The sequence below is a fragment of the Streptomyces sp. NBC_00386 genome, assembly GCF_036063235.1.
Classification (GTDB): Bacteria; Actinomycetota; Actinomycetes; order Streptomycetales; family Streptomycetaceae; genus Streptomyces.
This window is the reverse complement of record NZ_CP107950.1, coordinates 9,905,668-9,925,034: the sequence shown is the minus strand read 5'-3', so window position 1 is coordinate 9,925,034 and position 19,367 is coordinate 9,905,668. Positions and strand designations below refer to the sequence as shown.

The 19,367-nt window shown below is 73.5% G+C and carries 16 protein-coding genes and 2 pseudogenes; 4 read left to right on the top strand and 14 right to left on the bottom strand.

Annotated elements, in window-relative coordinates; genetic code table 11:
- Positions 1-238: 238 nt before the first annotated feature.
- The 13 genes from OG780_RS43475 to OG780_RS43415 form a co-directional block, all read right to left on the bottom strand.
- Positions 239-1,111 (bottom strand): 4'-phosphopantetheinyl transferase family protein, encoded by an 873-nt coding sequence (locus OG780_RS43475; RefSeq protein WP_328443669.1) that lies wholly within the window; start codon positions 1,109-1,111, stop codon positions 239-241.
- Positions 1,112-1,232: 121 nt separating this feature from the next.
- Positions 1,233-1,976 (bottom strand): phosphopantetheine-binding protein, encoded by a 744-nt coding sequence (locus tag OG780_RS43470; RefSeq protein ID WP_328443670.1) that lies wholly within the window; start codon positions 1,974-1,976, stop codon positions 1,233-1,235.
- 124 nt (positions 1,977-2,100) lie between these two features.
- The gene (locus tag OG780_RS43465; protein ID WP_328457812.1) at positions 2,101-2,958 is read right to left on the bottom strand and encodes an AfsR/SARP family transcriptional regulator; all 858 of its coding nucleotides are present in this window, start codon (positions 2,956-2,958) and stop codon (positions 2,101-2,103) included.
- A gap of 312 nt (positions 2,959-3,270) precedes the next feature.
- Complete coding sequence (locus OG780_RS43460; protein WP_328443672.1) at positions 3,271-3,459, bottom strand: acyl-CoA carboxylase epsilon subunit; 189 nt, start codon at positions 3,457-3,459, stop codon at positions 3,271-3,273.
- 82 nt (positions 3,460-3,541) lie between these two features.
- The gene (locus OG780_RS43455) at positions 3,542-5,287 is read right to left on the bottom strand and encodes a condensation domain-containing protein (RefSeq protein ID WP_328457789.1); all 1,746 of its coding nucleotides are present in this window, start codon (positions 5,285-5,287) and stop codon (positions 3,542-3,544) included.
- Positions 5,284-5,607, bottom strand: a complete 324-nt coding sequence (locus OG780_RS43450) for a hypothetical protein (RefSeq protein ID WP_328457787.1) — start codon at positions 5,605-5,607, stop codon at positions 5,284-5,286. Before OG780_RS43450 ends, OG780_RS43455 begins: the two co-directional genes overlap by 4 nt.
- Positions 5,608-5,727: 120 nt before the next feature.
- Entirely contained in the window at positions 5,728-6,573 is an 846-nt protein-coding gene (locus OG780_RS43445) for a 4'-phosphopantetheinyl transferase family protein (protein ID WP_328443676.1), read from the bottom strand.
- Between the two features lie 71 nt (positions 6,574-6,644).
- Positions 6,645-8,132 carry a hypothetical protein gene (locus tag OG780_RS43440; RefSeq protein WP_328443678.1) on the bottom strand — a complete coding sequence of 496 codons (1,488 nt, stop codon included), beginning with the start codon at positions 8,130-8,132 and terminating at the stop codon, positions 6,645-6,647.
- 56 nt (positions 8,133-8,188) lie between these two features.
- Positions 8,189-9,127, bottom strand: a complete 939-nt coding sequence (locus tag OG780_RS43435; RefSeq protein WP_328443680.1) for an SRPBCC family protein — start codon at positions 9,125-9,127, stop codon at positions 8,189-8,191.
- 97 nt (positions 9,128-9,224) lie between these two features.
- Positions 9,225-10,067 carry an AfsR/SARP family transcriptional regulator gene (locus OG780_RS43430; RefSeq protein WP_328443682.1) on the bottom strand — a complete coding sequence of 281 codons (843 nt, stop codon included), beginning with the start codon at positions 10,065-10,067 and terminating at the stop codon, positions 9,225-9,227.
- A 516-nt stretch (positions 10,068-10,583) separates the two neighbouring features.
- The gene (locus OG780_RS43425; RefSeq protein ID WP_328443684.1) at positions 10,584-11,198 is read right to left on the bottom strand and encodes a ScbR family autoregulator-binding transcription factor; all 615 of its coding nucleotides are present in this window, start codon (positions 11,196-11,198) and stop codon (positions 10,584-10,586) included.
- Between the two features lie 245 nt (positions 11,199-11,443).
- A complete protein-coding gene (locus OG780_RS43420) occupies positions 11,444-12,679 on the bottom strand; it encodes a cytochrome P450 family protein (protein WP_328443686.1) in 1,236 nt (411 codons plus the stop codon).
- Between the two features lie 274 nt (positions 12,680-12,953).
- Positions 12,954-13,637, bottom strand: a complete 684-nt coding sequence (locus OG780_RS43415) for a ScbR family autoregulator-binding transcription factor (RefSeq protein WP_328443688.1) — start codon at positions 13,635-13,637, stop codon at positions 12,954-12,956.
- A gap of 373 nt (positions 13,638-14,010) precedes the next feature.
- Here OG780_RS43415 and OG780_RS43410 point away from each other — a divergent pair, with 373 nt between their 5' ends.
- Both OG780_RS43410 and OG780_RS43405 read left to right on the top strand, forming a co-directional pair.
- Positions 14,011-15,963: an acyl-CoA dehydrogenase family protein gene (locus tag OG780_RS43410; RefSeq protein ID WP_328457785.1), complete on the top strand. Its 1,953-nt coding sequence runs from the start codon at positions 14,011-14,013 to the stop codon at positions 15,961-15,963.
- Positions 15,964-16,100: 137 nt separating this feature from the next.
- Entirely contained in the window at positions 16,101-17,546 is a 1,446-nt protein-coding gene (locus OG780_RS43405) for an NF041680 family putative transposase (RefSeq protein ID WP_328443500.1), read from the top strand.
- Positions 17,547-17,806: 260 nt separating this feature from the next.
- Here OG780_RS43405 and OG780_RS43400 read toward each other — a convergent pair.
- Positions 17,807-18,571, bottom strand: a pseudogene (locus tag OG780_RS43400) (ATP-binding protein); the annotation flags it as partial.
- Between OG780_RS43400 and OG780_RS43395 the strand changes: the two are divergent.
- Positions 18,489-18,968: pseudogene (locus OG780_RS43395) on the top strand (primase-like DNA-binding domain-containing protein); the annotation flags it as partial. The pseudogenes OG780_RS43400 and OG780_RS43395 sit on opposite strands and share 83 nt — an antisense overlap.
- The gene (locus tag OG780_RS43390; protein ID WP_328457783.1) at positions 18,965-19,366 is read left to right on the top strand and encodes a DUF6009 family protein; all 402 of its coding nucleotides are present in this window, start codon (positions 18,965-18,967) and stop codon (positions 19,364-19,366) included. The pseudogene OG780_RS43395 and the gene OG780_RS43390, both read left to right, overlap by 4 nt.
- Position 19,367: the final 1 nt, after the last annotated feature.

Genomic DNA, 19,367 nt, shown 5'->3' with positions numbered 1-19,367 from the left:
AGCGTTTTCCTGTAGCGGTCCTCCAGCGGTGCTCCACGTCAGGTGGTGCGCCGCATGCGCGCGGTGCCCGAGACCACCCGTACGCATGCCGGGACCGGCTCCGGAACCGGGCTTTCGCCCCCTCCTGGAGGAGGGGGATCTCCACGGAGGGATCCGATGGATCCGGTGGACTGCGGGTTCATCGGATCCGATGGACTGCGGGTTCCCCGTCCGGCTTGCGGGGCGGCGGCGCGCCGGGTCAGGGCGGCGCGGCGGTCCCCCCGCGGACCTGGTCGTGCGGTGCGCCCACGGGCTGCGGCAGGGTGATGGTGTGCGGGGCGGCCCGGTCCCAGGGGAATCCCTGGTGCAGTTCCAGGTGCGGGGCGGGGCTTTCGTCCGCGGGCAGGGCCACCGCGGCCAGCACGCCGGGCACCGGTTCCAGTTCCACAAACCGCCACCGTCCGCTCGGGTCGTCGGCGGGCGGCTGGAAGGCGAGGACTCCCCGGTCGTCGTCCAGGGTGAAGGCGAACTCGTCGAAGGGCAGCCCGAGTCCCAGTCCGCGGGCCTTGGAGTAGGCCTCCTTCAGCGTCCACAGTCTGAGCACCCGGCGGTCGCGCCGGCGTCCCGGGGATACCTGGGACGCCCAGTGCTGCTCCTGGGGGGTGAAGGTGGTCAGGATGGTGTCCAGGGCGCCCGCCTCCCGGTCCAGGCACTCGACGTCGACGCCGACGCGCTGGGTGCGGACGATGCCGAGCAGGCTGTAGCCGCCCGCGTGGGAGAGGTTGAAGTCGAGATGGCCGCCGCCTCTGGGCAGGCCGCCGGGCAGCGGCTGCAGGAAGGGCCGCCCGCGGGAGGAGCGCCAGATGACCAGCTCGGCCTCGCCGAGGCCGACCTCCAGCGCCAGAGCCCGGCGGACCAGGGTGTGGGCGACGAGGTACTGCCGGCGGTCGCGTTCGAAGAGGAACCGGGCCGCGGTCTCGTTCTCGCGCTCGTCGAGCCAGTGCGGGGCCAGGACGGCGGCGATGGCGGGCGGGAGGGCGTCGTTGGGGCACAGCCACAGCTTCACCGGGGGCACCGTCTCGTGGTGCGGGGCGGGCCCGGTGGCGGGGGGCTCCGGTGCGGTGATGGTCATCGTGTCGTTTCAGTCCGTCTCGGTTCGCCGCCTGCTGCGGACGCAGCGAGGCGGCGGCGCGGGGGCCGCCGGGGCCGAAGCAGGCGCGGGCTGTCGGTGCTGCGCGGGTGGTGGCCCCCGTTCAGGCCGGACGGTCGGCCAGGAGTGCGGCGGCCTCGTCGACGCCGATCCGCTCGCCGCGCACCGCGTCCAGGAGCGCGAGCACCTCCTGCCGGGACAGCGCGGGCCGCGTCCGCGCCACAGGGGCCGGCGGCTGCCCGGGCGCGGCCGGTGCGCCGCCGGGGGTGTCGGGGGTGTCGGGGGTGTCGGGAGTGTCGGGGGCCGGTGTGCCCCGGGTGCGGGAGGCGATGTAGGCGGCCATCGCGGCGAGGCTGGGATGCTCGTGGACGGTGACGGGGCGTTCGCTCAGGCCGTAGGCGCGGTTGACGCCGGCGGCGAAGTCCGCCGCCAGGATGGAGTCGATGCCCAGCTCGGCGAAGGCGGCGCCGCCTTCGATCTCCCAGGGGTCGCAGTGCAGGATCTGTGCCAGCTGGTGGCGCAGTACCTGCAGCACCGCGGCCGCGGCGCCGGAGTCCTGGGCCGCGGGGGCCTCACCGGTGCCGCGGCGCAGGGCCGCCAGGTGGCGGGCCAGGAGGGCGGGGGTGGCGTACTCGTAGAGGTCCGCGCCGGCGATCCGGACGCCGAAGTGCCCCTCGATGGCCGAGACGAACTCGACGGTGAGCAGGGAGTCCAGGCCGAGGACGGAAAAGGGCTGTCCGGGGTCGACCCGGTCGGGGTCGGCGTGCACGACATGGGCCAGCACGGCGGTGAGCTCGGCGAGGATGTCTGCGTGGCCATCGGACGCTGCCGTCGGCTCGCTGGTCACAGGGTCGTCCCTTCGTGGATGCCCCGGCCTTCGGGCGGGGGTGGGGGTGCCTCCCGCGTGCGGGGGAGGACGAGGCTGTGGCGCAGCGGGGCAGGAAGGTCCGCGGCGCCGCCGGGGCGGCCGGCTACCGGCCGGCGATCTGGGCCCCGGCGTCCGGGTGGTGCACGGCCCGGGCCGGGACCGGGCCGCTCTCGGGCGCGTCCATCAGGATCGTGTGCTGGAGCCGGCGCAGCCGCGGGGAGGGTTCCAGGCCCAGGTCGCGGCCGAGGGTGGTGCGCAGGTGGGTGTAGGCGTTGAGCGCCTCGCCGCGCCGCCCCGAGCGGTGCAGCGCGATCATGAACTGGGCGTGCAGGTTCTCGTGGCTGCGGTAACGGCTGGTCAAAACCGTGAGCTCGGCGAGGACTTCGCGGTGCCGGCCCAGCCGCAGGTCCGCCTCGATGCGCTGGTCCATCGCGCACAGCCGGCTCTCGTCCAGGCGCCTGGCCTCCATGGCGAGCTGGGCCCCGGTCTGCACGTCCGCGAAGGCGGATCCCGACCACAGGTCCAGGGCGGCGGCAAGGGTGCGGGAGGCGCCCGCGAAGTCGCCGGCGTCCATGGCCCGGTAGCCCAGTCCGGCCAGGCGGTCGAACTCGCGGACGTCGCTGGTGCCGCCCGCGGCGGCCAGCAGGTAGCCGCCCGGCAGGGTGACCAGGACGTCCTTGGCGGTGCGGCGTTGCGGCCCGGCGGCGGGTTCCTGTGCGGCGCCGTGCTCCAGCGCCGCCCCGATCAGTTCGCGCAGCTGCAGCACGTAGGTCTGCAGGGTGGTGCGTGCGCTGCGCGGCGGCCGGCCCGACCACAGTTCCTCGATGAGCGAGGCGACCGGCACCACCCGGTCCGCGTGCACCGCCAGCAGCGCCAGCACCTGGCGGGGCTTGGGCGCCGTCGGGGCGACGGACACCCCGTTCTCCCTCACGTCCAGAGCACCTAATACGTCGATGTCCACGCCGTCTCCCCTGTCCACGTGCGCTGCTGACACTCCAACATTAAAAAACAGCACAGACGGTATGTCAATACGAGACCGATCGTCCTGTTTTTAACAACCTTCCAGCATCAGTGCAGCAACCCTCGAAGACGGCCGTTCACCGGGCAACTCCCCTGGAAAGACGGCCGTGTTACCGCCCCGTACACCCACCCGCAGACCGGCACACGCCGTCCGGGGCCGTGGTGCGGGCCGAGAGATCGGACCCGATCCCGGGCCTGCGCTCCCCTCAAACAGACCGGCCAGTCTTCTCGTTTCGTCTCTGCGGCGGTCACCTCACCGCCGGCCGCGCACCCCGCGGCGGTCCTCGCCGCGCAGCCACCAGCACGAGCCGCCGGCCGGCCGCACCGGTGTCCGCCGGCCGCGCAGGGCCAGCAGGACGACGGCCAGCGCGGCCAGTTCCTCCTCGGTCGCGGTGCCGCGCTCGACGCGCAGAGCCGGCTGTCCACGGTCCCGGTCGCCCATGGGGCCTCCTCCTCTGGCGCCACCCTGGGCCACGGTGCTCAAGAAACGCTCTCGGCCCGCTGGACGCCGCGGCCGCCGCCGGTCAGGCGCTGCGCGCCCGCACCGCCAGCAGGGCCCGGGACAGCGCCTGCGCGCTCTCGGCGGCGCCGCCGACCCCGGTCATGACCACGGCCGGCGCCTGCCGCGTCCAGCGCGCCGCACGGCGGGCGATCTCGTGGGCGGCCCGGCCGGCCGGGCCGGCGCCGCACACCGTCAGCCGCCCTGCGTCACCGATCAGTTCCCCCAGGACGGCGGACGGCACCTGCCCGCCGGTGACGGTGAGCGAGACGATGCGTTCGGGCCCCTCGTACCGGCGCAGGAGCAGGTCGTAGACACCGGGTGTGACGCCGGGGACGGTGACCAGGCACACGAGGTCCGCCCCGGGTTCCCCGGCCCGCAGCACCGCCGGCGCCGGCCCGGCGGCGCCGGCTCCCGGCACGGTCATGACGGGCACCGCGCAGGTGCCCAGCAGACGCAGGGCGTCACCGACGGTGAACCGCGCATCGGGGTGGTCGGGCAGGCTGCGCAGCAGCTGCAGGCACTGCGCGAGGACACCGGAGGCCTCGGTGTCGGTGAACCTGGCCCGGTCGTACAGGGCGCCCAGCACCAGGGCGTCCTCGGCGTCGTGGTGCGCGACGAGCGTGATGGGCAGGGTCGTGGCGCCCCCGGCGCTCCGCGGCGCGCCCACCTTGATGCCCTGCGCCGCGAGTTCGGACCGCAGGTTCGCCGGCAGTTCGGGGTGGCTGTCGAAGCGGACGGTCGTCTCGGTGAGGCGGGATCCCGGGGCGCGCCCGCTCCACTCGCGGACCTGGTCGGTGCAGACCCATGCGTAGGCGGTCAGGTCGAGCGCCGCGTCCCGCACCTGCAGCAGCAGGTCCGCCAGCGGGGCCGCCGGGTCCACGGTGACCGTCATCGGCAGCGGGTCGCCCAGCAGTCCGGGGATGCCTGAGGCGGCCCGCAGCGGCAGGTCCCGTCCCGGGACGTGCACGCCGAAGGCCACCGGCAGCGGCCCCCGGGTCCCGGCCGCCCGGTACAGCAGCAGGGCCCACACCACGTGCAGGGCGCTGCTCTCCCCCGCGCCCCGGCCGACGGCCCAGGAACGCAGCCGTGCGCTCTGCGGCGGCCCGAGCCGGCGCTGGATCCTGCCCGTCCCCCCGCCCCGGCAAGGCGGCCCGCCGGGACGGGCGGGGCTGACGGCGGCGCCGGCGGGCGGTGCGGCAGCCGCCCACAACTCCCGTGCCGCGGCCGGATCCTGGCGCCTCAGCCAGCGGGCGTGGTCGCGGATGTCGGGCCGGCGGTCCGCGCCGGGCAGCGTGCCGCCGGCGAGGTAGGAACGGTAGAACTGCCGCACCAGCAGACGCGCCCCGCGCTCGTCGAGCAGCGCCCGGTGGTAGGTCACCAGCAGGCGGGTGGGCACCTGTCCGGCGCCGCCCGCGTCCGGCGGCAAATCGAGCAGGGACACCCGCAGCAGGCCCGGCCGGTACGGCTCGAAGCCGCGGTCGCGGTCGCGGCGCAGCAGTTCGTCCCAGCCGGCGCCGGTGTGCGCATCGCGGACGGCCTCGACGACCTCGATCCCCGCGCTGTCGTGCAGCACCAGGCGCGGGGCGCCGGCCCAGTCGAAGGACGCGCGCAGCACCGCCTCCCGCTCGGTGAGGGACTGCCAGGCGGTGATGAACCGGGTGCGCTCCAGCGGCCCGGTCCAGTCCCAGTAGACCTGCTCCACGAAGTGGCCGGGGCCGCCCGGGGCGGCGAGCGCCGCCTCCAGCAGCGCCCGCCGATACCCGCTCACGGCGACCGTGCCCGCGGCCGGCGGTGCCAGCAGGTCGGCCAGCAGGTCGTCGGTGAGCGGCGCGCCGGCCGCGGCCGGGGAGCGGGGGTGAGCCGCAGGAGGTGGCGGTCCGGGCGCCCGGCCTTTGCCGTGCCGTCCTGCGGTGCGTCCAGTTCGACGTCGTAGGCCCGATGAGACCTCGCGACGCGGGCGGCGATGGCCTCGGCGTCCGTGCGGTCGGGTCCGCACAGTTCGAGGACGAGCGGTGCCCCGTCGTGGGCGCCCGGCGGTTCGTGCACGACGGCGAGAACGGCGCCGGGGCGGCGGTGATGACTGCTCATCCGGTCCCCGGGACACCGGACAGCTGTGCCGCAGCAGCCCTGCCGATCACCCCGACCTCCTTTTCGAATCGTTTCTGCACGGCCGGCCGGCCGGCCGCGGCCCCCATCGGGTGTGTCCGCTCACCGCGGTCCAAGGCCGCGGTGAGCGGGGAAGTCGAGGACCCGCCCGCCGTCCGGCGGCTGTGCCCCGGGCGGCCCGTTCGGCGTGTTTGTGGCGGGCGGGGTGCGCGGCCCCTGCGGCCGCGCCCGCGCGGCCCGGCGGGGGTGCGCCTCGCCCGGGCGGTGCGCCTCGCTCACCAGGTAGCGTTCCTCGACGAGATGGGTGGCAAAGGCCCATTCCCCGGCCGTGTCCCCGGCGAGCCGGGCGGTTCCGGTCGTATTCCACTCGAAACCGATGGCCGAGAACCGGCGCCGCATGCCGTGCCCGAGCGCCTTGGCGTACGCCTCCTTGAGGGTCCACAGGCGCAGGAAGGCCTGGGTGCGTTCCTCCTCGGGCAGGGCCGTGAGCAGCCGGGCCTCCTCGGCGGTGCACACGTGGTCGCGCAGGGCGTCGAAGGAGATCCGGCGTGTGGCGGGTTCGGCGTCCACGCCGACCGCTCCGGCGCGGCTGACGCCGACCACGATGAGCTCGTCGGTGTGCGCGAGGCTGACCTGGAGATCCGTGCCCAGGCCGCGCAGCACGGGGCGTCCGCCCGGCAGACAGGCGAGGTCGAGCCGTTCGGCGGGGACCTGGAGGGCCGCGGCGGCCGTGTGCTTGAGCACGGTGCGGGAGACGGCGAGGATCAGCCGTCCGGCCGGGGCCGGATGCCGGCGAAAGCGGGGCCAGTCGCGGCCGAGCAGGGTGCGCAGTGCGGGGTCGAGCAGGGCCGGTGTCAGCCACTGCCCCCAGGTGGCGTGCACCACCGCCCGGCCCGTGTCCTCGAATCGCTCCTGGACCTGCTCCCAGGGCCCGTCGGGGCCGGGCACGTAGCACGGCGCAGGGAACGGCGCGGGGAACGGCGGCGCCGGTGTGCGCCGGTGCGGCGCGCCGCCGGCGCTCACCACGCCGGCCTCGTCGCGTGCAGGTCGCAGTCCACGCCGTCGGCGGCGCGCCGGGCCAGTTCCTCCCACACGCCTGGGTGTGTGTCGGGCATGCCGGCGGGCAGCGGCAGCCCGAGCCGTACGGTGATCCGCCCGAGCGCCGACAGCGCCCAGCCGGCGTCGCCGAGGAAGGGGAGATCGGCCGCGGCGGCCGTCTCCCGCGCGGCTGTCGTCGCGGCGGCCAGCACCAGCAGGGCCCGGCGGTCCGCCAGGGCGCGCGCCGCCGGGTCGGCGCTGTCGTGCACGGCGGCCACCGCGCAGGCGGTGCGCAGCGCCCGCTGCTCGGCGGCCAGACGGCGGCCCAGGCGGGCGAGCGCGGCGGCGGCGGCGCCGGCGTCGTCGGCACCGGACGGCGGCGCGGCGGCCCGCGGGGCGCCGGTGCCGGGTGGCGCGGCGGTGCCGGTGTCGGGTGGCGCGGCGGTGCCGGTGTCGGGTGGCGCGGCGGTGCCGGTGTCGGGTGGCGCGGCGGTGCCGGTGTCGGGTGGCGCGGCGGTGCCGGTGTCGGGTGGCGCGGCGGTGCCGGTGTCGTCGGCACCGGGCGGTGGCGTGGTGGTGCGGGGGGCGCCGGTGCCGGGTGGCTCGGTGGTGCGGGGGGCGCGGAGCAGGGCCTCAAGCCGTGTGCCGTCGTCCTGTCCGGGGCTGCCGGCCGCGAACAGCCCGTGCACGATGCGGGCCTGGGCAGCACCGGTGTCCGCCCGGTGGGCCCCGGCGAACGCCCGGTCCCGCACCAGCCGGGCCAGGGTGCGCCGTTCGGGGGTGCGGCCGTCGAAACCGCACTCGTTCAGCACCAGTTCGAGATCGCCGAGCAGTTCGAGGGCGAGCTGCGGCACGAGATACGCCGTGACGGCGGCGAGCAGTTCTTGCTCCTCCTCGCCGTGCCGCGGGGCCGCGGGGGCGTCCCGGCCCGGGGCCGGGCAGGCGCGCAGGGCCGCGTCGGTCAGGCTCTCGCAGGCCAGCAGGTCGGCGAAGACGGTGGCCAGGACCGGACGCCACTGCCGGGCGGCGGCTTCGTGGCGGCTCAGGCCGTCCACGATGCGGGTCGCGCCGCCCAGGACGTTGCCCGCCGCCGCGAGCAGCGCGGCCGGGCCCAGCAGCGCGGCCGCCGGGTGCGGCACCGGGGTGTCGAGCAGCGGGCGGATGCTCCAGGCGTGGGCGAGGGCCAGGTCGCGGCGCAGGAGCGGGCGCAGGGCGCGGGCGAGCTGGTCGGCGCCCGGCACGTCGTCGGGGCCGGGCAGGCCCGGTGGCGGGGCGGGCAGGGCGCCGGGCGCCGCGGCCCGCACGGCGGAGCGGCCGTAGGGGTTGGCGGGGTCGCGGGGGTCGCCGAGCAGTGCCTCCAGGCGCGCCGCGTGCCGTGCCGCGCCGGGGGGCGCCGGGGCGGGGCCGGGGGGCGTTTGGGGCGGGGCCGGGGGGTGTCCGGCATGCCGGTGCGGCCGGATCGGGGCCATCGCCGATCTCCTCGTCGTCGTGGTGACCATCGCCGCGGCGCCGTCGCCGGGCGGGCTCATCGCAGCCGGCGCAGGGCGCTCTCGGCGTGCCACCGCGCCAGGGTCAGGGCTTCGGTGCTCGTGCGTCCCAGCCACTCGCGCACGTGCCGGCGGGCGTCGGCCGGGCGGGCGCCGGCGCCCGGGGCGGGCGTGGCCTCGCGGAGCATCACCTGGTGCGTGCAGGCGACCCGCACACCCGAGGCGTCGGGCTCCAGGGACCACTCGCCGTAGTGGGCGGCGACAGGATCGGGGGTCACGGTCTGCTTGTGGACGATCCGCCCGGCGGCCGGGAAACACAGCCGGACGGACTCCACCACGCCGGTGTCCCCGGTGCCGGGATCGCTGGTGTGCAGGACGGCCCTTTGCACCCCGGGGACGTCCTCGGTGACCTCGGCGCGCTCGACGTGGGGAACCAGGTCGGCCCAGTCCGCGATGCGGTAGAGGAAGTCGTAGACGATCTCCGGGGAGCCGGTGACGTGGAGGCTGTCCTCGAAGGAGAGCAGCAGTTCGTCGAGACGGTCCCAGCGTTCGGCCGCCTCGACGACGGCCGCCAGCTGCGCCCGCACCTGTGCCTCGAGCATGTCGGGCCCCTGTCCGGATGCGGCCGCAGCGTCCTGGCACAGGGTCACCAGGCAGCGGCCGCCGCCCTGGGGTGACACGTTCCAGCTGCCGTGCGTCGGCGCGCCGGGCAGCAGGGGGTCGGTCAGTTCGAAGTCGATGCGGCGCTCGCGCGGGTGCAGCACGCGGCGGGCCAGTACGCAGCGGACCTGGCCGTGGCGCAGGTGCCACAGCCGCAGGCTGTCCTGGGCGCCGTCGAAGTCGACGCGTTCGACGTGGACGTAGGAGGGCAGCAGGACGGGCCAGCGGGGGGCGTCGGCGAGCAGGCCGTAGACGACGCCCGCGGGGGCCGCGGCCGGCGCGGTGTGCCGGGCGGGGTGCTTTCGCTGCGACGGCATGCGCGGTCCCCTCCTCCAGGTGTGATCAACGCTGCACGGCCGGGGCTGAGCGGTGCTCGATTCCTGGTGGACAGCAGGGCCCGGGACACGGTGCGGGTCAGCCCACGCGGGCCACGGCGGGGCCGGCCGCCGGGCGGGGTGCGAGGGTGCCGGGGCCGGACATCAGGATGGAGCGCTGCAGCTTGGCCAGGGCGGGCGAGGGCTCCAGGCCCATGGCGCGCACCAGGGTGGCGCGCAGCCGCTGGTAGGCGTCGAGCGCCTCGCCGCGGCGCCCGGAGCGGTGCAGCGCGAGCATGTACTGGGCGTGCAGGCTCTCGTGCATGGGGTACTGGTTGATCAGCACGGTGAGTTCGGCGAGCAGTTCGCGGTGGCGCCCCAGGCGCAGGTCCGCCTCGACGCGCTGGTCCAGGGCGCACAGCCGGCTCTCCTCCAGCCGTCTGGCCTCGGTGCGCAGCTGGGGGCCGGTGCGGACGTCGGCCAGGGCGGGGCCGGTCCACAGCTCCAGGGCCTGGCGCAGCAGCCGGGCGGCCTGGGGATAGTCCTCGGCGTCCATGGCCCGGTACCCGCAGCCGGCCAGCCGCTCGAACTCCCGTACGTCGCTGACGCCGTCGCCGCTCTTGAGCAGGTAGCCGCCGGGGACGGTCAGCAGCACGTCCTTGGCCCGGCCGCGCCCGCCACCCCCGCCGCCCCCGCCGTGCCCGCCGCCCTCCAGGGCGGCGCGGATGAGCTCGCGCAGCTGCAGGATGTAGGTCTGCAGGGTGGCGCGGGCGCTGCGCGGGGGCCCGGCTCCCCACAGCTCCTCGGCCAGGACCCCCACCGGGACGACCTGCCCGGCCCGCAGCGCCAGCAGGGCGAGCACCTGGCGGGGCTTGGGTGCCGTGGGCGTGATGGACACGCTGTTGTGCCGTACGGCGAGTGCGCCCAGTACGTCGATGTCCACGCCGTCTCCCCGTTTCTGACGCAGTCGGCAGGGTTTCCCTGCACCCCGAGTAAAAAACAGCGCGCGCGGTATGTCAATGGGAACCGGAAACCCCGCCCGTTCTCCGGCGCGCCGCGGGAGCGGCCCGGGCCCGGGCCGCGGCACACTCCCGGCGGCGCGCACCTGGCGGCCGGGGCCCGGCGCCGGGACCGGGTGGCGCCCGGGATCGGGTGGCGCCCGGGATCGGGTGGCGCCGGCCGGACCGGGCGGGGCAGGGTGCGGACGGGCGGGCGGGGCAGGGTGCGTGCAGGCGGGGCAGGGTGCGTGCGGGCGCGCGGCGCAGGAGACAAGGCGACACGGCGACACGGCGACACGGCGACACGGCACGCAGGAGACAAGGCGACGCGGCGGGGGCACCTCCCGGCCGGGGGGACGCCGCGGACCGGCCACGGCGCCGCCGGGCATCTGGCCCCCCTGCCCGCGGAGCCGGGTACGTACGCCCTGCCCCGCGGCGCCGCACGGCCCGGACGCCAGGACCTAGACCTCCTGCGACACCCAGTCCAGAGCCCGCTCGGGGCAGGCCGCCAGCCCCGGCAGGATCAAGGACCAGAACTGCTCCACGGGCTCGGCCGGCAGCCAGCCCTCGCCCACCTCGCCGGCCACCTCCAGGCCCACGGTGGCCGCCACGATCGCGGTCGCCGCGCCGTCCGGCGAGACCCCGTCGGCGAGTTCGCCCGCGCTCTGCGCCTGCAGCACCAGTTCACGCACGCACCGGTGCCACAGGACCAGCAGGGTGGCGCCGCTCTTGCGGGAGGGGTCGCCGCTGAGCTTGAAGCCGGCCCTGACCACCGGGTCGTCGGCGACGGCCAGCAGCAGGCCGGACATCGTGCGCATGAGCAGCTGCAGCGAGGCGCCGGCCCCCTCGCGGCAGCGTTCGGCCAGTTTCTCCACCGAGTCCGCGGCCGCGGACTCCACCTCGGCGGCCAGGGCGTCCTTGCTGGCGAAGTGGAAGTGCAGGGCGCCCGCACTGACCCCCGCCCGTCTGCTGATCACGGGCAGGGAAGCGAGGGCGTAGCCGTCGGCGGCGAACACCTCGGCCGCGGCGTGGATCAGGGACTGGCGCGTCCGCGCCGCCCTCACCTGCTTGACCATTCCACCCTCCTCCGGGGCACGCGCGAAATCCGCTTCCGCTCCGCCCGCCCCCCACATCCGGAACCTCAACCCGCAGAACAATATCAAACCGCGCGCTTGGTACGTTTATTGTAGAGGACGTTGCCCCGGTCAGGACGAGACGAACCCCCGGCCCTGCGGCGGCGGGGGCCGGGAGACGGAAAACGGCGGGATCGCGTCCGCCCCCGGCCGGGGGCGGACGCGGTCCCGCCGCTCGCGCGCGCGTGTCAGTCCTGCGGCTCCAGGATCACCGGCAGGGCGCGGTAGGAGTTCATCAGGAAGCTGGGCATGGGCTCCAGCTCCTGCGGACGGCAGGCCAGCCGCATCCGGGGAAAGCGCCCAAAAAGCGCGGCGAAGGCGCCGGCGGCCTCCGCCTCCGCGAGCGGGACGCCCATGCAGCGGTGGGTGCCGTGCCCGAAGCCGAGCAGGTCGCGGTCGGTGCGCAGCACGTCGAAGCGGTCGGCGTCCGGGCCGTGGCGCTCGGGATCGCGGCCGCCGGCGGCGAAGTTGACCAGGATCGCGTCGCCCTTGCGGATGAGGACCCCGTCCAGGTCGATGTCCTCCACGGCGAACCGCATCGGCGAGTAGGCGCCGGGGGTGTGCACGCGCATCGTCTCGGCCGACACGTCCTGCCAGCCGGCCCTGCCCGCCCGCACGTGCCCGAGCTGGTCGGGGTGGCTCAGCAGCGCGCCCACGGCGTTGGTGATCAGCGCGGCGGTCGTGTCCTGCCCTCCGGCGATCATCAAGAAGAGCGTGCCGAGCAGCTCCGCCTCGCTCAGCCGGTCGTCCTGGTCCCGGGCCTCGATGAGCGAACTGGTCAGATCGTCCCCGGGCCGCTCCCGCTTGTCCTGCACCAGCTGCGACAGCAGCCCGAAGGACTGCAGGCGGGCCGCCTCCATCTCCCGGCCGGACAGGGTGGTGCTGAAGACCTTGTGCAGCGCCGCACACAGGGCGGCGGTCGGCCCGCCCTGCGGGACCCCGAACAGCTCGCAGATCACCCGCATGGGCAGGACCTCCGCGAAGGCGGTCCGCAGATCGACCTCACCACCGGCCGGCAAAGCGGCCAGGGCGGCCACGAGCTCGGCGGTGATCACGGCGACACGGGGGCGCAGGGCCTCGGTGCGCCGCGCGGTGAAGGCTCCCGCCACCAGCCGGCGCAGCCGCGTGTGGCTCTGCCCGTAGGCGAAGAGCATGTTCTCGTTGGCCACCCACGGATACAGCGGCCAGTCCTCGGTGATGCGGCCCTCGATGAAGGCGGGCCAGTGCCGGCGGGCGTCCTTGGAGACCCGCGCGTCGGTCAGCAGCCGCTCCACATGCCGCTGCCCCACCACCGCCCAGGCGATCACCCCCCCGGGCAGCTGGACCCGGACGGCGGGCCCCTTGGCCCGCAGCACCGCGGCCTCTCCCGGCAGATCCCGCCCGCTCACGTCCAGGACGTACGGGCATACAGCAGTCGTGCTCACGTCGTCTCTCCCTGGGTCGGTGTTGCACCAACGGCACGTGCCCAGGGGAGGGGTCCCCCGCCCTCCCCCTCCGGGGGCGCCCACGACCACGCCCCCGACGACTGTTCAGTTGTGTCCCCACCGGCACCCGGCCGGCCCGCCCCCGGCCGGCCCGCACCTCCGGCCGGCCCGCACCTCCGGCCGGCCCGCACCTCCGGCCGGCCCGGCCCGGTCCGCACCGGCGGCCGGCGTCAGCCCCCGGCCGGCCCGGTCCGGTCCGCACCGGCGGCCGGTGTCAGCCCGCGGCCGGGACCTGCCCGCCCGTCGCGCGCAGCCGCAGCGCCGCGCCGTGCACCCGCTCCCCCCGGTCCGCGGCCGTGTCGAGCTGCATGAGGACCGCCGGGACGGCGATGCTCGCCATCAGGTGCCGCTGCAGGTCCGAGACCCGCTCCGGCAGATCGGCATGATCGGACATGATCTTGGAGAGCACCTGCACCCCGGTGAACGCCCCCACGAACATCCGCGCGGCCTCGGGGACACGGACGTGCGGGAGCAGCTCCCCGTTCTCCTTCGCCCGGCCCAGGATGTCGATGTTGTGCTCGATCCACCCGCTCATCGGCACCTGCCGGTCAAGACCGTCGGACGGAGCCCCCTGATCGACCGTCAAACGGATGCTGCCCCGGACCATCGGATCCCCCACCGACAGCAGATACGCGAGCAGGAAGGCCTCGTCGATGCCCTGCTGGAGCATCAGCTCCTGCGGCGGCGGAGGCGGGATCGACTCCAGCTGGCCCGCCAGCACCGCCTGCGCCAGCCGGTCCTTGGAAGGGAAGTGGAAGTACAGCGCGCCCTTGGTGACACCGGCCCGCTGGAGGATCTCCGAGATCGTCGCCGCCTCGTAGCCCACCTCGGCGAAGACCCCGGCGGCGGCGACAAGGATGGCCCGCCTCGTCCTGATGGCCCGCTCCTGCAGCGCCACGGCCTTCACCTCCGCATCGGCTCCGGTCGGCCTCCAGTAAAAATAAACCGACAGGTTCGTATCGTGCCACCCCCCGTCCGCCCGATCAACCACACCCCTCACCCGCCCCGGAATGCCCCGTTTACCGGCATTCCCGGGACGGTCCGGCGGACGACCCGGACCTGAAGAAAACCTTGCATGCGGTATAGCGGCGCGCCCGCACGGATACAGAATCGGATATTCCGTTACGGATCCCCCGGACGGCGTTCGAAGATCCTCCGGAACGGCTCGCGCTTTACCGTCATTTGACTTGATAACAAAACCGGTAGGTCCGTATCTTCTGGGGAGTCCAGCACGTCCACATCCGGATCTGCGACCGACGGGGGATAGGGTCATGGCCCTTCTGACAACCCAGCCGAACGTGCAAGACGGCACAGCCGGCCCCACGGCGGAGGTGCCGCCGAAACCGGGAACGCGGGGCCGGCTGGACGCCGACCGCCTGCGCGAACTGCGCGCGATCGAGGAACTCACCCTCGAGGGGATCAAGAGCGCCGCCCCCGCCCCCGCCCTCTCCCCCGCGCAGGACCTCGCCCGGCTCCTGTTCGGCGAGGACCGCGCACGCGTCCACGACCGCTGGCGGACACTGATCCGCAACCAGACGTTCCGCCACCGCCCGGGCCGCACCCCCGCCGACCAGGCGGCCCTGGCCTACGACTGGCTGCGGCTGGTCAACGACACCCTCGAGGAACCCCGAGCCCTGGCCACCGACCCCCGCCTGCTGGCGAGCCTGCACGAATGGACGGCCATCGTGGACGGCGGCGGAAGCCTGTGCACGGTGGCCGGCATCCACTACAACCTCTTCCTCGGCAGCCTCCTGGACCACCAGGCGGCCCAAGAGCGCGACCTGTCCCCCTTCACCTCCATGCAGCGCATCGGCACCTTCCTGTGCACCGAGGTCGAACACGGCAACGACAGCGCCGCGATGGAGACCACCGCCCGCCACGACCCCGACAGCGGCGGATTCGTCCTGAACACCCCGCACCCCGGCGCCCAGAAGTTCATGCCCAACACCAGCCTCACCGGCGGCCCCAAGACCGCCGTGGTCGCCGCCCGCCTGCTGATCAACGGCCGCGACGAGGGCGTCTACCTGTTCCTGACCCCGCTCAGCGACGAAAACGGGCTACTGCCCGGAATCCGCGTACGCCGGCTGCCGATGCGCCCCACCGCCCCCGTCGACCACTGCCTGACCGCCTTCGACCACGTGCAACTGCCACGCGAGGCACTCCTGCAGTCCGACCACGGACAACTCACCGACGAAGGCACCCTCACCAGCACCCTCGGCAACCGCCGCAAACGCTTCCTGCGCTCCATCGGCCGCGTCACCACCGGCAAACTGTGCATGAGCGGCGCCGCCGTCGGCGCCTCCAGAGCCGCCCTGGCCATCGCCGTCCGCTACGGCGAACACCGCCGCATCCAAGGCCCCAAAGCCGGCGAACGCATCACCATCAACACCCACCGCACCCACCACGCCCCCCTGCTCACCTCACTGGCCACCGCCTACGCCATGACCTTCCTGCACCGCACCGCCCTCGACACCTGGACCACCCACACCCACGACACCCGCGAACAAGCCGAACGCCTCGCCGCCATCACCAAAGGATGGATCACCTGGCAGGCCCGCACCATCACCACCCAATGCCGCGAACGCTGCGGCGCCCAAGGCCTGTTCACCGCCAACCACCTCGCCCACCTCCCCGACTACATCGAAGGCACCATCACCGCCGAAGGCGACAACCTCGTCATCTGGGCCAAAGCCGCCGCCGAACTCCTCCTCAACCCCACCACCCCCCCACCCCCCACCCCCCACGGCCCCCAAGAACTCACCAACCCCCACTTCCTACGCACCCTGCTCGCCCACACCCAAACCATCTGGCACACACGAGCACACACCGCACTACGCAACCAACCCGCCACCAACCCCATCGGCCGCTGGAACAACGCCTCCACCCCCGCCCTCGAAATGGTCTCCGCCCACGCCACCCTCCAAGCCGCCGACGCCTTCCTGAACGCCACCCAACAAACAACCCACCCCCCAACCCACCACCTCATCACCACCCTCTGCCACCTCTTCCTCCTCCAACAACTCCGCCCCCACACCGGCGACCTCCTCGCCCACAACCACCTCACCCCCACCCACCTCCACCAACTCCCCACCCTCACCGAAAACCTCACCGAAAACCTCGCCCCCCACCTCACCACCCTCACCGACGCCTTCGACCTCCCCCCCGAATACCTCACCACCATCCCCATCACCAACCCCCACCACACCAACACCACCAACCACTAACCTTGTTCTTTATCTAGCGGTGTCGAAATGCGCCTCGAACTAGGCTGTTCACCTGGGCATTTGCCAGACATGACAACAGCCTTCGCTTGATCCTGTGCTCCGTCACAGAGATACGGGATCAACCGAAGGCTGTTGTCATGAGTGTGCTGCATCGCCGTGTCCGGCGGGAAGCGTTCGTGGAAGCGTCATGCTTCCGGGCCGACTTCTACGAGTGTTTGACCGCGCGGGGCGATGAACTGTTCGAACTGACCGACGCGGTGCTGTGTGTCGATGGGCCGGTTGTCTCGCCGGTGGACCTGACGCTGGTGCCCGAGCATCGCCGTGGGCACGGAGCGATGTACGGAGCCCTCAACCGCGGCCGCATCGATGTTGAGCGGCTGCGAACTGTGCTGGCCGGGCTGCGGTTGCCCCGGTTCGAAGCGAGGCGTCTGGTGCTGGCGGTTGATGTGTCGCCCTGGCTGCGGTCGGATGCGCCATGCTCGGCGGACAGGCTGTTCTGTCACGTCTATGGGCGGGCGAAGTCGGCGTCACAGTTCATCCCGGGCTGGCCGTACTCCTTCGTCGCCGTCCTGGAACCCGGGGCCACGTCATGGACCGCGATCCTGGACGTGGTCCGGCTCGGCCCCGCCGATGATGCGACCGCAGTCACCGCCGCCCAGTTGAAAGCCGTGGTCGAGCGGCTCGTCGCGGCAGGCCAGTGGCAGACCGGAGACCCGGACATCACGATCGTCATGGACGCCGGCTACGACGTCACCCGTCTGGCCTGGGTGCTGCGGGACCTGCCCGTCGAGCTGGTCGGCCGGATCCGCAGTGACCGGGTGATGCGCCTGCCGAAACCGCCCCGTGTCTATGCCCCGAGGGGCGGGCGCCCGCCCAAGCACGGGCCCGAGTTCCGCTTCACCCAGCCCGAGACCTGGCCCGAACCGGCCGTCGTGACGGCCACCGACACCATCAACTACGGCAAGGCAGAGGCCCAGGCCTGGGATCGGGTCCACCCACGGCTGACTCACCGTTCGGCCTGGCTGGAGCACGACGGTGAACTCCCCGTCGTTGAGGGCACCTTGGTCCGCCTCAAGGTCGAGCACCTATCCAAGGACCGCCAGGCTCCGCCGGTGTGGTTGTGGTCCTCGAAGACCGGCGCCGTCCCGGAGGACGTGGACCTGTGGTGGCAGGTGTTCCTCAGGAGATTCGATCTGGAGCACACCTTCAGGTTCGGAAAGCAGACACTCGGATGGACCACCCCGAAGGTCCGTACTCCCCAAGCCGCGGACCGCTGGACCTGGCTCCTGGTCGTCGCCCACACCCAGCTCCGCCTCGCCCGACCTCTCGCCATCGAACTCCGCCGGCCCTGGGAAAAACCGGCCAAGCCCGAACACCTCACCCCAGCCCGGGTCCGCCGGGGGTTCAGGAACATCCGCGCACACCTGCACTGCCCCGCCCATGTTCCTCAACCAACCGGAACCGGACCCGGACGCCCTCCCGGCTCGAAGAACCGGCGGCCCGCCACCCGCTACGACGTCGGCAAAACCGCCAAACGTCCCGAGACTCTCAAGGCCATCGGCAAACCTGGAAGATCTTGGTAGATAAAGAACAAGCTGAGAGCCTGTTTTTGATCCCGGGAGCGGCCGCGCTGTCTTGACGCTCGACGGTGAACTGTCGCCAGGGTTTCTGATCTTGACGCTCGACGGTGTGCTGCGGCTAGGGTCGCGATCATGACGATCAAGGGTGTGTTGTTCGATGCGTCCGGGACCCTGCTGCGGATCGAGTCAGCGCAGAGCTGGCTGCGCGGGGTGCTCGACGACCGTGGCATCGAGGCCTCTGACGAGGAGGTACGCCTGTACGTGGCCATTTCCTCCAGGACCTGCAGCACGCAGCTCATGGACGGCTGGTCGCTGTCGGCGGCCTTCTCGACGGCGTGGTGCAGGACCTCGCCGCCCGTGCTCATCGGGCCGATACCGAGCTGCAGGGTCAGGTAGGACAGGGCGTAGTGGCGGCCCTCGGGCCCGTCGAACATGCGCAGCGGGTCGATGGACACCTCGGCCTGAGCGGCGTCGATGATCTGGACGCGGCCCTTCGCGGCGGTGCGGGCGAAGCTGGCCCACTCGCGTACGGGGGTGCGGTCGATGCAGATCGCGCAGCCGCCGCGCGCCCACACTGCCTCTGCGATGAGCTTCTGCAGGACGCTCTTTCCAGCCCCCAGATCGCCGACGATGCCCAGGGAGGCGCTGGCGTCGTGCTTCGGCGCGTCCGCCACGTTGATCATGACGGGGCGGGTGGTGCCGCAGTCCAGGTCGATGCCGAGGAACATGCCGCCCGGGTCACCGACCTCACCGATGCTGAAGGCGCCGCCCAGCGCCCAGTCCTCGGAGACCTGGTGCTGCGTGAACTCCCGCAGGACACCTGGCCGGGCGGTGCCCGGCAGGCCGAGCAGGAAGAGTGCCTCCTGCAGGCCGGCCGGGCGCACGGCCCGGTAGTCGGCGCCGCCGAGCAGCGAGGCCAGGGCCCGGGCCCGCGCGTCACAGATCGGGGGTTTCGCGTTCTGGCGCCGCATGCGGCTGATCCCATTCGAGCGCGTCGTCCCTGACGACCGCAAGATCGACAACCTGGCCGACCTTCTCGTCATGGAGGAGGGCCCCGGCATCCTCGGCTGGCTCATCGACGGCGCCCGCCGCTACCTCGGCGGCGACCGCGACCTCACCGGCCCCGAACGCGTCCGGATCGCCACCACCGCCTACGCGGAGACTGAGGACCACACCGGCCGCTTCTACGAGGAGTGCTGCCGACTGGGCCCCGACCTGCGGGCCGAGCAGACAGCGCTCTACGCCGCCTACACCACCTGGTGCCAGAATGAAGGCGCACTGGTCATGTCCTCACGCGCGTTCGCCTCCCGCACCCGGGAACTGGTCGGGCTGGCCTCGCCGAAGGGGATGATCCTGTCCAACCAGCGCAAGTACTACCCGGGCATCGGACTGCTCACCGACGAGGAGAGGGAAGCCAGCGCATGAGTTCCCTGATCGATGCGGACGAGATCAGCCACGAAGCCGAGTTCGTATGGCTGGAAGACACAGATCAACTCGACTACGTGCGCCAGAGCCTGGACCGGCTGCCCACCCGCAAGGGCAAGCCCCCCTACCACCGCGACGGCCGCATGGTCGGCTACGCGATCCTCGGCCCCGACGCCAAGCCCTCCCGCGCATCCGGCACCTTCCGCCGCCGCGTCTTCTGGCTCCTGCCCCACGACCGCGACACCGACCCCGCCGGCCTGTACGCCAAGAGCGCCCCCGCCGAAGCCATCGACCCCCGCACCCTCGAACCCCGCGTCAAGGGCTACAAGACCGAACGCTCCGAAGGCGGGCCGCCCTCCCTCGCCATGCAGGAACTCGGCATACAGCTCCCGCTGTAAC